The organism is Chryseobacterium tagetis, assembly GCF_016735585.2.
Taxonomy (GTDB): domain Bacteria; phylum Bacteroidota; class Bacteroidia; order Flavobacteriales; family Weeksellaceae; genus Chryseobacterium; species Chryseobacterium tagetis.
Genome location: NZ_JAERSE020000002.1, coordinates 442,093 through 456,980 on the forward strand (window position 1 = coordinate 442,093; position 14,888 = coordinate 456,980).

Annotated in this window: 13 protein-coding genes; 1 reads left to right on the forward strand and 12 read right to left on the reverse strand. The window is 36.5% G+C overall.

Annotation, left to right across the window (positions count from 1 at the left end; translation table 11 throughout):
* Position 1: 1 nt before the first annotated feature.
* The 11 genes from ribH to JI747_RS07430 all read right to left on the reverse strand — a co-directional run bounded on the left by ribH (position 2) and on the right by JI747_RS07430 (position 12,803).
* Positions 2-523, reverse strand: coding sequence for a 6,7-dimethyl-8-ribityllumazine synthase (ribH, locus tag JI747_RS07380; RefSeq protein ID WP_225687338.1), 522 nt, complete (start codon positions 521-523; stop codon positions 2-4).
* A gap of 4 nt (positions 524-527) precedes the next feature.
* Positions 528-1,235, reverse strand: a complete 708-nt coding sequence (locus JI747_RS07385; RefSeq protein WP_225687340.1) for a YfgM family protein — start codon at positions 1,233-1,235, stop codon at positions 528-530.
* Positions 1,236-1,415: 180 nt separating this feature from the next.
* Positions 1,416-1,952, reverse strand: coding sequence for an adenine phosphoribosyltransferase (locus JI747_RS07390; RefSeq protein ID WP_225687341.1), 537 nt, complete (start codon positions 1,950-1,952; stop codon positions 1,416-1,418).
* A complete protein-coding gene (locus JI747_RS07395; protein ID WP_225687342.1) occupies positions 1,953-3,155 on the reverse strand; it encodes a hypothetical protein in 1,203 nt (400 codons plus the stop codon).
* Positions 3,156-3,205: 50 nt separating this feature from the next.
* Complete coding sequence (locus tag JI747_RS07400; RefSeq protein WP_225687343.1) at positions 3,206-4,222, reverse strand: hypothetical protein; 1,017 nt, start codon at positions 4,220-4,222, stop codon at positions 3,206-3,208.
* A 165-nt stretch (positions 4,223-4,387) separates the two neighbouring features.
* Positions 4,388-5,719 (reverse strand): quinol:cytochrome C oxidoreductase, encoded by a 1,332-nt coding sequence (locus JI747_RS07405; protein ID WP_225687344.1) that lies wholly within the window; start codon positions 5,717-5,719, stop codon positions 4,388-4,390.
* Between the two features lie 8 nt (positions 5,720-5,727).
* Positions 5,728-6,411 carry a c-type cytochrome gene (locus JI747_RS07410; protein ID WP_225687345.1) on the reverse strand — a complete coding sequence of 228 codons (684 nt, stop codon included), beginning with the start codon at positions 6,409-6,411 and terminating at the stop codon, positions 5,728-5,730.
* A gap of 1 nt (position 6,412) precedes the next feature.
* Entirely contained in the window at positions 6,413-6,934 is a 522-nt protein-coding gene (locus JI747_RS07415; RefSeq protein WP_225687346.1) for a DUF3341 domain-containing protein, read from the reverse strand.
* Positions 6,921-8,318 carry an NrfD/PsrC family molybdoenzyme membrane anchor subunit gene (gene nrfD, locus JI747_RS07420; RefSeq protein ID WP_225687347.1) on the reverse strand — a complete coding sequence of 466 codons (1,398 nt, stop codon included), beginning with the start codon at positions 8,316-8,318 and terminating at the stop codon, positions 6,921-6,923. The genes JI747_RS07415 and nrfD overlap by 14 nt, the downstream gene beginning before the upstream one ends.
* Positions 8,319-8,343: 25 nt before the next feature.
* Positions 8,344-11,412 carry a TAT-variant-translocated molybdopterin oxidoreductase gene (locus JI747_RS07425; protein ID WP_225687349.1) on the reverse strand — a complete coding sequence of 1,023 codons (3,069 nt, stop codon included), beginning with the start codon at positions 11,410-11,412 and terminating at the stop codon, positions 8,344-8,346.
* 23 nt (positions 11,413-11,435) lie between these two features.
* Entirely contained in the window at positions 11,436-12,803 is a 1,368-nt protein-coding gene (locus tag JI747_RS07430) for a c-type cytochrome (RefSeq protein ID WP_225687351.1), read from the reverse strand.
* A 185-nt stretch (positions 12,804-12,988) separates the two neighbouring features.
* Here JI747_RS07430 and JI747_RS07435 point away from each other — a divergent pair, with 185 nt between their 5' ends.
* Positions 12,989-13,525, forward strand: coding sequence for an SPOR domain-containing protein (locus JI747_RS07435; protein ID WP_225687353.1), 537 nt, complete (start codon positions 12,989-12,991; stop codon positions 13,523-13,525).
* A gap of 45 nt (positions 13,526-13,570) precedes the next feature.
* On the opposite strand, the gene JI747_RS07440 is transcribed toward JI747_RS07435, so the two are convergent.
* Positions 13,571-14,845: a DUF6080 domain-containing protein gene (locus tag JI747_RS07440; protein WP_225687355.1), complete on the reverse strand. Its 1,275-nt coding sequence runs from the start codon at positions 14,843-14,845 to the stop codon at positions 13,571-13,573.
* Positions 14,846-14,888: the final 43 nt, after the last annotated feature.

A 14,888-nucleotide genomic window follows, 5' to 3' on the forward strand; every position in this document is an offset into this window, starting at 1 on the left:
TTTATTCAGAATGTCCAAATCCGATATTTCCTTTTTTACCGGATAAATTCTTCTTAAAATCGATCATTCTTAAAGCAGTTACTGCTGCTTCCACTCCTTTATTTCCAAGATCTCCTCCACTTCTTGCAATAGACTGTTCTTTGGTATCATCTGTCAGTACACAAAAAATAGTAGGGGTATCGGTAAGGATATTGCAATCTTTGATTCCTTGAGCTACTGCAGAACATACGAAGTCAAAATGAGGTGTTTCTCCACGAATCACGCATCCAATCGAAATGATTGCATCATATTTTCGCTCCTTGCAAAGCTGCATGCTTGCATAGTTCAATTCAAATGCACCCGGAACTGAGAAAAGAGTAATATTTTCTTTTTTTACGCCTTCTTTTTCAAGAATTTCCAGTGCTGCATCACGAAGATTGTAGGTTACAAAGTCATTCCACTCAGAAAAAACAATGCCGATTGAAAATTCATCGGCATTAGTTATATGAAGTGGCTTGTAATCGGAAAGATTAACTGTTGCCATATTTTTAATAATATTTAGTCATTTCAATATAAGAATCAGACATTCCGTTGTCGTAGTCCTGATATTTTTCGTCAATTGTAGCAAAATACTTTTTAGCTTCAGCATTTTTCTTAAGGCCTAATGCCACGATCCCTGCTTTTCTTGTGAAGTAATAGCTTGTATAAGCATCATCAGAAGCAGAAGTAGCTTTATCTAACAATGTAAGAGCTTCATCATTCTTGTTAAGACCTGATTTTGCATCTGCCATTGCTCCGTACTTCATTGCCATCAATGTTTTATTGTCTGAAGAAAATTTATCTAAAAGATCGTATGCTTCCTGAAACTTCCCTTCTTTGAATTTCAACAATCCCGCATTGTAAGCAGAAAGTTTTCCAACTTTAGTACCGGAATAGTTTTCATAAGTTCCTAAAAACCCAGGATTAGCAGCAGATTTACCACCAAGAGCTTCTTTATCTTTTCCTTCAGCAGCATATTTCTGTGCAGCAAGGTAACTTTTTACAGCTTCTACGTTTTTTGGAGCCTCTACAAATTGCTTATAGCCAAAAAAACCTAAAACACCCAAAATCAAAACTCCGAAAACGATTCCTATCTGTTTTGAGTATTTTTCAAGAAATCTTTCAGTGTTTAAAGCCTCTCTGTCAAGATCTTTAAAAAACTCTACTGTTTCTTTACCTTCTTGCTCATTGTGAGCATTGTTTCCCAATTTTGCCATAAATTTTTAAAAATTGAACTGCAAATTTAATTGTTTCTTAGTGATTTACAAAATACTTTATGCGTATTATTAATAAAAGTGAATAAATAGTGTGTGAATGCAGTAAATTGTTAATTGCCATTCATAAAAAAAGCTTCATAAATCGCGTTTATGAAGCTTTTAAATATTTCTTGAGAATTCTTAATATTCTAAAATATGATAGATTTCCGCATTGAACTTTTTCAGTTTTTCGTCACCATTTAATCCTTTCAACCCAATCAGGAAGCTAAATTGCGAAACCGTTGCGCCTTGTTTTTCCACTAATTTTGCCGCCGCTTCTGTAGTTCCTCCTGTCGCCAGAAGATCATCGTGAATCAAAACTCTTTGTCCGGGCTTTATCTGCCCTTCACGGGTTTCAATAATCGCACTTCCGTATTCGAGGTCATATTTTTCTGAAATAATCGGTGGCGGAAGTTTTCCTGCTTTTCTGATGAGGATAAACGGAACTTCTAACGCTACTGCAATTGCAATCCCGAATAAATAACCGCGGCTTTCTATTCCGCAAACGGCATCTATTTTTCCTTTGCTGAAAGCTACCAAATCCTCTATTACTTCTTCGTACAGTTTAGGATTCAGAAATATAGGAGAAATATCCTTGAACTGAATTCCGGGAATCGGAAAATCAGGGATATTTTCTATCGTACTTTCAAGTCTGTTGATAAGGTCTTGTGAAGCCATTTATGGATTTATTTTGTAGCTTGAAATTTTCCAGTCGCCATTTACATTTTTAAGTCCGAAAGTTACTTTCAAAGAAGTTGTTTTTCCGCTTTTGTCTGTAACGTCGTATGTTGCATTTACACTTGCCCCATTTGTGTTGGCACCAGTAGTCGTGATATTTTTAACACTAACATTTTTCACCGCTCCAAATCCTGAATTAGGGTTTGAGAATGATTCATAGCTTCCCCAACTTGGATTGCTAGATGCGTTATAAGCTGCTTTAAGGTTTTGTGAGCTTACATTATTCAAGAAGCTGTTTACTGTAGTTCTTGGATCTGCTGTGGGTTGTTTTGGTGTTGCCGGTGTAGGAGTTGGTGTTGTAGCAGCCGGATCTGTAGGAGTCGTTGTTGTAGCTCCCGGATTATTTGGATCTACTACAGCAGGATCCTGATTTACCGCAGTAGAATCTACTTTAGGTGGTGCAGGAACTTTTAATGCCGAAGGATTCACATCTAATCCGATCTTAGACATTTTAAATGTTTTAGCAGTCGTTTTTACGGAAACCGTAATATCAATTTTATTATCGATCACTTTAGCTGCAGGAATTGATGAAAATTTTAAATTAAACCCTTTGAAATTATTATCCTGCATCAGGTTTTTTGCAGTGGCAAGCTTTTCTCCATTGCTGAAAACTTCAAGAGTAGCCTCTAAACCTGCACCTGTAAAAGCCACAGGATTTCCTGCATTGTCTACCAACCTCGGAACAATCTGAAGTGCAACTGGCGCTCCCGTTCCATCGTCACCTGTAGGTCTTGTAATAATGCTTAATGAGCTTGCTTTTACATCATTTGGATCGCTTTCTTTGGCTTTATCATCCCCGAAAATATTCATTTCACCTAAGGATGGCGGTGATGTACTTGCCCACTCTATCCCGTTTTTCTGAGCCACTTCATCTGCCATAGTCAGGATTTCAGGAACTTTTTTACCGTTAATCAATTGTCCTAAAGCTTTAAGCTCGTTAATATCTCCATCTGCATCTACACCAAACGTTTTTAAAATATATAATGCTTCATTAAATTTAATCTGCTTGATCGTAGGCAGACTTGAAGTCATATCATTAATACTTGACTGTAATGTTTTTGTATTCGTTGCATCTACATGATCTTTTTTACATGCTGTGAACAGCAATAAACTGAGAATTAGCAGAAAAGAAAACTTTTTCATTTTTTTCGGGTTTGCTGCAAATTTAGTAAAACCATTTATTAATGGAGGTTTTATTTTTTATTTTCTTGTTCTTTTAGGTCGTCTTTAAAGAAAGAACTGAAAATGGTCTGCATATTAGGGAAAGATGTTTCCTGCCAGAATTTTGAGGTATAATTGCTATTTTTTGTATTAAATTTTACTTTATCAATATCGTTGTCGTTTCCGAAATCCAATTCTGTAGGGTAGAAATTACCATAGATAACCACAGCGTTATATTCGGGTTCGCTTTTATGTTTAATTTTTAAAAATTCAATTTCGTTATATTCTAAAAGGTCTCTTAAGGTTTTTTGAGAGTTTTGTTCGTAAGCAACATTCAAAATACTTTTGAAATCAAAAAACCGGTATCCAAACAGTGCAAATTCTTTCTTTTGAAGAGCTTCTCCGGTGATTTCAATTTCATCCTTCTTGTCTCCTTTTAACTCTTTAAAGACTGTGTTTTTAATTTTCTTATATTCATCAACATTTCCGACATCTTTAATTTTCGGAACCTCTAGAAACATATCATAATCCCATGATGACGTTTTCTTTCTGTCCATTTCGGCATTTACCAATCTGAAAACCCTGTATTGTTCTATTCGGGTGCTTTTTAATTTCTTTGTTTTGTTGTCGAAAATATACGTTACTACACCATCTGCATAGCAATTCAATTTATTATTAAGGGTAACATAGGTATTAAAATTCCCTTTTACAAATGCATATTTTGTAGGCTTATTACTTTTAATCACTACCGTTTCAATATCTTTTACACGATCATTTACTTTAATGATTTCGTGGTCAAAATCTGCGTACGATAAGGTTGCGACAGAAAGGTTATCATAAACCAGTTGGAATTTCTCCTGTTCAGGTTTTATGGATTGCTTATCTATTTTACCATCAATATCCGAGTACGCAACAATACTTCCATCTTTTCCAAAAACCGAAACTTTGGGTAAAGGTTTATTAGTTTTTTCAGAAATAAAAGTAATCGTTTGTGCATTTACACCATTGATGAATAGCAGGAGTAAGAATAATAAGATATTTTTTTTCATGATCGTTTTAGTTTTACCAATATGTAATTAAAATCAGAGTTCTAATGATAAGACAACTTAATTTGAAAAAGGTTGCATACGATTTCAATTTTTCCCGTTTCTACACAAAAAAAGACTGATCATTATAATCAGTCTTTTTTGTTTTTATCTTGTTACAAGTTTTCCTTAGAAAGGATACTCATAAATTTCAGATTCGTGTAAGAATGGGTTTCCTGTAGGAATTAATTTTAGTTTAGATAATGCAGAAAGCACTGTAAACATAAATAATCCAACGATGAATAACACAGCTCCTAATATTAGAACGAATACTTCCGGAGTGTTCCAGAATGGTCCTACCGTTCCAGGCATTACCATATTGAAGTAATCTAAAAGGTGTCCTAAGATAACCACTACAGCCATTGTTGTAACCACTTTGTAGTTTCTCTTGATGCTGCTACTTACTAATACTAATAATGGCAACAAGAAGTTTACAATCAGCATTGGCAAGAATGTTGTTCCGTAGTGCTGGAATCTTCCAAAGAAGTAATTCACCTCTTCCGGAACGTTCGCATACCAATACAACATGAACTGAGCGAACCATGTATACGTCCAAAGCATACTTGTAGCGAAAAGGAATACTCCTAAATCGTGCAAGTGATTGTCATTGAACTGAGGTAAGAAACCATTTTTCTTTAAGTAAACACTTAAAAGGATGATTACCGCAATACCACTTGAAAGGCAGCTAACCATTGAATACCAGATATACATTGTAGAGTACCAGTGAGGGTCAATAGACATCAACCAGTCCCAAGCCCAAGCTGCAGAAGCAAATCCGAAGAATGCAATATATCCTACTGCCCATCTGTAAAGAAACTGATATTCTACTTTAGATTTAGTTTCATCTACTTTCTTAGACTGAGCTTTCAGTTTCCAAGCGAAGAAAGAAGCACCTAATACATAGATGAACGTTCTGATTGCATAGAAAGGAATGTTCAAGAATCTTTTCTTTTCGAATAAGATCACATCGAAATGAGCAGAATTAGGATCTGTCAAATCCGGATCCATCCAGTGGAAAAGGTGTCCTTGGTGGAAGATATTTAATAGCATTAAGATGATCAAAATAGCTCCTCCGTATGGAATATAAGAAGCAATAGCTTCCATTACTCTTGTAATAATAATTGGCCAACCTGCATGTGCAGCGTGCTGAATACAGTAAAAAAACAATACAGCACAACTAACTCCAAAGAAAAATACAGCTACAAAGTGCAGAGATGCTAAAGGTTGATTATGTATTTGTAATGTTGCATGCTCCAAGTGAGCCGCGTGATCCTGAGGACCTATCATTTCACTTGAGTGTGTAGGAGCATTATGACCAGAAGCATGTACCGCTTCCATCATTTGCTCGATTTTTTCAGTAGAAATTCCCTTGTTTAAAAAGAAACCAATACCAAATAGCACTAAACCTACAACAAGAAGTATTATAGAAGTTGATTTTAATTTTGGTGAAAAACTATACATTTCTTTTCTTATTTTTTAGTTTCGGTAGTAGTTTCAGTTGTTGCCGTCGCGGTAGCTGCTGCAGGTGCTGCTGCTCCTTTTTTGAAAGCATTCATCACATACATTGCTACTCTCCATCTATCTCCTGCATTCAATTGACCTGCATAAGATCCCATGTTATTTCTACCGTTTGTTAATACATAATGAACAGATCCTACAGTAACGTCTCTGTCTGCATAATTTGGTACACCAGAATATGCTCCACTCTGTACAATAGGTCCTTGTCCGTCACCACCTACACCGTGACAAGCAGCACAAGTTTTCTCAAATAACATTTTTCCTCTTTCGATATCTTTTTCTGCATTGGCAGGGTTCAAAGGAGAAACAGTTACCGTTTTTGCCGCAGTGTAACCTGCATTGTACTCGTCTACTGTTTTTGGAAGTAAACTTTCTTCAAAAACTCCGTCTTTATTTTGAGGCACTGATCCTTCTACGGGAGAAAGACCTGTTGCTCCATTATTTTTAACAAATGCAGGAATTTCATTTTCATGATCCGAATAAGCATCCTGAGCTTTCATCAATGGATCGTAAGCTACCGGGAAATACATATCCGGGAAATACACCAATGGTGTGTTTTCTTTCGGTCCGCAAGAGTTAAGTAAAACTGTTGTTAAACCTAAAACTGCTGCAATTCTTAATACGTTCTTTTTCATTTTAAGCGTCTTTAACAGTTATTTCTTCAACTCCAGTTTCGATTAGCAACTGCTTTACAGATTCTACATCTTCAGTTACGAATTCCATCATGAATTTATCATCCGTTGTTCTTGGATCCGGGTTTTGTGCAGGAGCTCCAGGATACATTTTGTTTCTTGCTAAGAAAGTTAATGACATCATGTGAGCAGCGCAGAATACCATAAGCTCAAACATTGGAACTACGAATGCCGGCATATTGTGAGCCCAGTCGAAAGCTGGTTTACCCCCAATATTTTGAGGCCAGTCGTGGTTCATCACATACCAAGTTACAGTAGCACCAATAGTAACACCGTAAAGAGCATAGAAGAAAGCGGCATCAGAAATTCTAGTTTTCTTTAAACCTAAAGCTTTGTCTAGTCCGTGAACCGGAAATGGAGTATAAACTTCATTTATAGCGATTCCTTTATCGTTGAATGCTTTAACGCCGTTCATTAAATCGTCGTCGTCAGCATAAAGTCCGTATACAATTTTAGTGGTGCTCATCTCCTTCTTTTGCTTTATAAGTTTCACCTGAGATTTTCAAAATCGATTTTAATTCAGCCTGTGCAATTACAGGGAATGTTCTTGCATATAATAAGAATAATACAGAGAAGAATCCGATAGTTCCTAAGTATACACCTACATCAATGATCGTTGGCTTAAACATCGTCCAAGATCCTGGTAAGTAGTCTCTAGAAAGGTTTATAACGATGATGTCAAAACGCTCGAACCACATACCGATGTTGATAATTAATGCAACGATGAAAGTCCAGATAATGTTCGTTCTTAGTTTCTTGAACCAGAAAGAAGCAGGAACTACAAGGTTACAAATAATTAGTGACCAGAAAGCCCACCAATAAGGTCCAACAGCAGCACCCGGAGATAGATATGTAAAGTCTTCGAATCTAGATCCTGAGTACCATCCGATGAAATATTCAGTTGCATAAGCTACCGTTACCATACCACCAGTAAGAACGATTACGATGTTCATAATTTCGATATGATACATTGTAATATATTCTTCTAAGTGACATACTTTTCTAGCAACTAACAATAGTGTTTGTACCATTGCAAATCCTGAGAAGATCGCCCCTGCAACGAAGTAAGGAGGATAGATCGTAGAGTGCCATCCTTTAATTACTGAAGTCGCGAAGTCAAAAGATACGGTAGTGTGTACTGAGAATACAAGCGGAGTTGCCAAACCTGCAAGAACCAAAGAAAGTTCTTCGAATCTTTGCCAGTGTTTTGCTTTACCACCCCAACCGAAAGCTAGGAATGTATAAATTTTCTTAGTCCAAGGTGTTTTAGCTCTATCTCTGATCATTGCAAAGTCAGGGATTAATCCCATGAACCAGAATACAGTTGATACCGAGAAATACGTAGAGATCGCAAATACGTCCCAAAGTAGAGGTGAGTTGAAGTTCCCCCAAAGAGAACCGAACTGGTTTGGTAAAGGGAATACCCAATATCCTACCCAAACTCTACCCATGTGAATTACCGGGAAGATTGCTGCCTGCACAACCGCGAAAATCGTCATCGCTTCCGCAGATCTGTTTACAGACATTCTCCATCTCTGTCTAAATAATAATAATACTGCGGAGATAAGTGTTCCGGCGTGACCGATACCTACCCACCATACGAAGTTGGTGATATCCCAACCCCAGTTAATAGTTCTGTTAAGCCCCCATGCTCCAATACCTGTCCCGATAGTATAAGCGATACATCCGAATCCATAGATGAATAGAACTAAGGCTGCATATAATGAAATCCACCATAATTTACCTGCTCTTTCTTCGATAGGTCGTGCAATATCTTCTGTGATATCGTGATAAGTTTTGTGACCAATAATTAGAGGTTCCCTTATCGGAGCTTCGTAATGTCCTGACATTTTTTACCTATTTATTATTTAAACTTTATTTTTCTACTCTGTTTCTTACTTTAGTGTGATAGAACACGTTTGGTTTTGTTCCGATCTCTTCTAGTAAATAATATCTTCTGTTGCTAGAATATAATTCTCTCACTTCAGATTCTTTGTCATTCATGTCTCCAAACGTCATTGCTCCGGTAGAACAAGCAGCAGCACAAGCACAAGAATTTTTGAATTCATTGTCTGTTACTTTTCTGTTTTCTCTCTTAGCAGCTAAGATTGTAGCTTGAGTTTCCTGGATACACATTGAACATTTCTCCATTACCCCTCTTGTTCTTACAACTACGTCCGGGTTTAGTACCATTCTTCCAAGGTCGTTATTCATGTTGAAATCGAACTTGTCATTTAGGTTATATGTAAACCAGTTGAAACGTCTTACTTTGTAAGGACAGTTATTCGCACAGTATCTAGTACCGATACATCTGTTATAAGCCATGTGGTTCTGACCTTGCTTACCGTGTGAAGTAGCCGCAACCGGACATACAGTTTCACATGGAGCGTGGTTACAGTGCTGACACATTACCGGCTGGAAGATTACGTCTGGATTATCAGCAGGGTGGTTTAATGCACCTCCTTCTTTATTGAATGCAGTTCCGTATAATTCTGGAACAGCTAATCCATCTTTTAATCCTTCGTATACTTCTACTTTCTGTCTTGAAGAATAGTAACGGTCAATTCTTAACCAATACATATCTCTAGACATTCTTATCTCTTCTTTTCCTACAACAGGAACGTTGTTCTCTGCCTGACAAGCAATGATACATGCGCCACAACCAGTACAAGAGTTCAAGTCGATTGATAGGTTAAAGTGAGGCCCGTCTGTATCATCAAAAGCATCCCAAAGATCAATTTTTCTTGCAGGAAGTGCTCCACTGATTGTGTGATATTCCAAAGGCTTATTCCATCCTTCGTGCTCATCATCGAATGCTACGTTTAAGAATTCTGCCAAAGGAACTTCTTTAGCGATTTCGTAACGTCCCATTAGTGTATTTTGAAGCTGGATACCTGCAAACTCGTGATCTTCACCTGTTTTTTCGATTTTAGCATTGGCAACAACCAAGTTAGAACCGTCAAATAAAGGATAAGCATTTACACCTGTATCAGCTGTAGCTCCTGAATCTTTCTTACCATAACCAAGCGCAAGACCAACAGATCCATCAGCTTGTCCCGGTTGAACGAATACAGGAACATCTTTTATTGTTACTCCGTTTACAGTAAGGTTTACGATAGAACCATCTAACTGCATTCTTGCATTAAGATCGTTATCAATTCCTAATCTTTCTGCATCTTTCGGAGAAATTGTCAAGTAGTTATCCCAAGACATTCTTGTCAATGGATCTGGTAATTCCTGCAACCAAGGGTTGTTTGCCTGAGTACCGTCTCCCATAGAAGTCTTAGTATATAATACCAATTCTAAATCAGAAGCTTTAAAACCGTTCAGTTCAGCAACAGCCTGAGCACCGTTTCCACCTGCATAAGACAATGTCGTAGCATTATTAGAAACATTGATACCGTTATATAAAGCTTTGTTGAAAGAAGTTGCCCCTAAAATTGAAGTTGCACTACCTTTTAAATAATCATAATAATTATTAGCAGCATTGTTTTTACCATTCTTCCAAACCAATAGAGATTCTTCGATCTGTCTTGATTTGTAGATTTTCTGGATCGTTGGCTGCATTAATGAATATACTCCTGTCTGAGGTTCAATATCACCCCAAGATTCTAGCCAGTTAGCTACAGGAATTACAGCTTTCGCCGCCTTGTACATTTCATTTTTCTTATCAGCAACTGCGATTACATAAGGAACTTTAGTTAAAGACTTTTTGAAATCTTCTCCTTTATAGTAAGAATAAATCGGGTCTACATTGTTAGCGATCAATACCCCAACCTGACCTGCATTTACCCATCCTAGGAATTCCTGGAATCTTGCTTTATCAAAATCTTTTAGGAAGTTCGCTTTACCTGTGAAAGCAACTGATCCTAATTTTTGGTTAATTAAGTGCGCTAAAACCTGAGCTCCTTTAGAACCATCTGCGAAAACAACAGCTTTGCTGCCTTTTGCCAATAATTCTTTAGCCAATTCAGAAGCAGTCTTATCTGAAGTACCACCTCCTACGATTGCGTTGTAAACTTCAACCAAAGTTTTGTTTACAGCACTTGGTTTTAATCTTACTCTTTCGTCAGCATTTGCACCTGTGATCGACATGTTTGATTCCACTTGTACGTGTCTCAACATGTTTGCTCCCGGTTTTCTTGCTGCTGCATAAGAAGTTTCTAAACTTCCCGCGTTATAATCTCCTAAGAAATCAGCCTGAAAAGCAACTACTAGTTCCGATCCTTTAAGGTCATAAACCGGTAATGCTCTTTGTCCGAAAACTTCCTGAGCCGCATCTAATGCTGCAGCATATGGGAAAGCATCATAAGTTACTAATTCAGCTGTAGGATATTTTTCTTTAAATTCCGCAAACAATTTCTTGAAAGTAGGTGAAGCAAAAGAATGTGATAATAACACGATTCTTTTACCTGCCGCTTTCGCTTCCTCCAATCCTTTGATTACAAAACTGTCTACTTTATCAAAAGTTTCGTCTTTACCTTCAAACTTAGGCTGCTTTACTTTATCATTATCATAAAGAGAAAGTACACTTGCCTGAGCTCTTGCATTAGTTTTTCCTAAATCACCAGCAGCTGGGTTCGGATCAATTTTGATAGGTCTTCCTTCTCTAGTTTTCACTAAAACACTAGCAAAGTCAAAACCATCGAAATATGTTGAAGCGTAATAATTTGGAACTCCCGGAATAATATCATGTGGCTTTACCACGTAAGGAATCGTTTTAATTACCGGAGCTTCACAAGCAGCTAATGTTACTGCTGCCGTAGAGAAACCTAATAATTTCAAGAAATCTCTTCTTGAAGTACTGGAACCATTCTGTTCCGCGTCTCCAAGGAAATCTTCTACAGGAATTTCTTCCTGGAACTCTTTCAGAGCCAGCTTACCATTTAAAGCAGGATCTTTAAGTTCATGAATACTTCTAAATTGTATTTTGTTTGAAGCCATTTATACTTCTAATTTTTTAGTTATTAATAATGACATTTACCACACTCAAGACCTCCAATTGCATCTACAGTAATCTTACCACCATCCTGAGGATATTGTTTTTTCAACTTGTCGTGTAGATTTTTGAAGTATTCTTTATTATAACCGTTGTTCATATCAACCTCAGTAGTTCTGTGACATTCGATACACCATCCCATAGTGAAATCATTCGCCATCTGAACAACATTCATTGTATCGATCTTACCGTGACAAGCCTTACAAACAACATCAATTTTGTTCGTAGGGTTCTTTTTGTTGAAAGAATTGATAATAGCTTGCTCACCTGCTACTACGTGCTGAGAGTGATTAAAGTAAACAAAGTCTGGCATGTTGTGGATTCTTGTCCATTCAACCGGCTGAGTTTTTCCTGTATACTGTTGTTTTGCAGGATCCCAACCTGTTGCAGCATAAATTTTCTGGATTTCTCCGTCATAGAATGCTTTATCTTTTCCAGGCTCCATATAATGATCTGCATTGTATTCACCAATTGCTTTGTGACAGTTCATACAAACATTCATAGAAGGAATCTCAGATACTTTACCATATTTAGCACTAGAGTGACATAATTGACAGTCAATTTTCTGTTCTCCAGCGTGAATTTTGTGAGAGAAGTAAATTGGTTGTTCAGGCTTATATCCTTTATAAACACCAATCCACATGATCCAGTTCCAAACACCGTAAGTAGCTAACAACGCTAAAATAGCAATTAACCCTTTACCTACGTAGTGGTACTTTTCATAAACTTCACTGAAAGATTTTACTCTTGTTTCGTTTAGCCCTGCTAAGTCTTCAGATTGACCTAATTTCACAAGTTGTCTTAGTTTTACTAAGATCCAAACTAATAAAGCCGCAATAGCTAAAAGGGAAATAATTACAACACTAGTTGTAGTACTGCTTGTCGGAGCTGCTGTTGCTTCTGCACCCGCACCTGCCGCTGCACCCGCTTCCGGTTTTTTCTCTTCCGGAGCCGGAGGATTAGTTGTAAAAGCTAAGATGTCATCAATATCCTTATCTGAAAGATTTGGAAAGAGCTGCATCTCAGTCTTATTAAATTTTTGAAAAATCTCATTGGCGTACTTATCGCCAGAGTCTCTGACTTCCTTGTTGTTCTTGATCCACTTGTGAAGCCACTCTGTATCTTTGCCGCCCTCTGTCTTAACTCGTTCTACCACTCCTTTCAAAGGTGGACCTACAACTTGTTTGTCTAGCGCGTGACATGCAGTACAATTCGCTTTGAAAAGTTTCTCTCCGTTTTTAGGATCGCCGTCTTGCCCGTAAATTGAAGCACTGGTTGATAGCAATAAGCCTATTGCAACCAACGTTTGTTTATAATGCTTTCTCCAACTAATCATTTAAATTATCTTATGTTAGTAAAATATTGAACATTCAATCAATTCCGCAAAAATAACATATTTAACAGAAATTTAACGGCATATAGAAAGGGGAAAATATCATTTCAGTTTAATTTGTATTGATTCTAAATAACTCAGTTTGGTATAATTTTTTATTTGTATAAATTTGCTGAAACAACTTTTAAATGAAAAATTTGATAAAATTATTTTCAATATTATCCTTACTGAGTTTTTATAATATTGATGCACAACAGGTTGTAAAAAAAGATACCTTATCCGGTACAGAACTTATGATAAGCATGGACTCTCGAGTAAATGACGCATTGACGAGTCTGGAAGATAAATGTTCTAAAGTTTCTTATGGTAAATCTTCTAACGTTATAGATGATGATACCCCTTCGAGACCAACAAAAATTTTAGTTCCGAATAGAGAACTCACCAATGCTGAAATCTGCAGAAAAAACCCCAGAATTTTAGGGTACAAAATACAGATCACTACTGTAAAAAGCAATGATGAAGCAAACGAAATCAAAACTTACTTTAGAAAAAGATTTCCGAACCTAAAGGTGGAAACGGATGCTTCTTTAAGACCTAATTATAAAATTTTAGCAGGAAGCTATTTCAGTAAGCAAAGTGCTGCTTCTGACCTTTCTAAAATAAAAGAATATTTCAAATCTGCCGTCGCTGTACAATACAGAATTTTCTGTGCAGAAGCAAAATAATCAAACACTTACAAAATAAAAAGCTGAGAATGTTCTCAGCTTTTTTTATTGATAAAATTTATTCAGAAAGTCAAAAAATTCTTCCATTCTTAAACAATTATTATATCCTAAATAAACCAGCAACACACATATAATAGTTGCAAGAAACGATACCATTTTCGGTGAAGATTTATACGCATAGAAAAGCCATCCCAACAACAAAATATAGACAAAAATAAAGTGCCCTCCATAGATGTATGAAGTATGAAGACCAAATCTCATAAAGCAGTGTATAACAATGTCTACCACGAAAGAAATCGCAATAATCTGAACCCATTTATTTTTAAAGTTTTTACAATAACTCCACACCAAAAGCCCCAAAACAATAAAGACAAACAGATATGATACCGGAGATGAATACACATCCATAAACAGCCCTTTGTAATGGAAGCCTTTCATATTATGCTTATCTCTGATAAAAAAGCTTGGAAAAAGCATATTTCCTCCAAAAAAGAAAGAAACAATCATATCCCAAACCGAAGCCGGCTCCGCATTTGAAAACTTCTCGTATTGACTGCTGGTTTTAGAGAAAATATTCTCGTACTTAAATTCAATTCTGTTTAGATACAGCAATACAAAACAGATTACAGTCACTAAACCTCTTATCAATGCATTCAGAAGTTTCTTCCAGCTTTTAAACAGATTTTTTTCAAAAAACACAGGAATAAAAACTTTCACCAAATTGGTAATCGTCAATCCTCCAATGGTAACACCCGCCACAACAAGGGCCAAAGGAGAGATCTTTTTATCATTTTTAAGTCTTACCGCCGCATAATAATTGAAAAGCATCAATAAAAACAGTGTGTAAGTAAAGTTTTCAGGAGTAAAAGAAAGTAGAATAGCTGTAGAGAAAATAGAAAAGAAAGCAATCAATAAAAAACTGATCATTAATGGCAGTTCAATAATATTATTCAAATACTTGAAGATTTGTACAATGCTTAAACTTACCATCAAGTTACTCATCCATGCTAAAACCAACCTAAAAGTATCATCTTTCTTTCCATCGGAAAAAAGAAAAGCCAGTTCACGAAGCCAATTAAAAAAATAATAAGACAACGGATGCCGTTCAAAACTTCCTCCCGTCATGACAATAGAGCGGTTGTCAAAACTAAAATATGCGTCCCAAGGAATTCTATCATCAAAAATGACGGTATAATTCACCGCTATATAAGACCCCAAAATCCCATAGACACACAAAAAGAAAAGGAAAACTCCAAGTTCTATAAAAGTGGAAGGAAAAACTATTTTAAAAAAACTATAAAGCTTTGATTGTATGGACACTGCTAAAATTTCTGCAAAAGTAAAAAATACAACCTGAAATGAA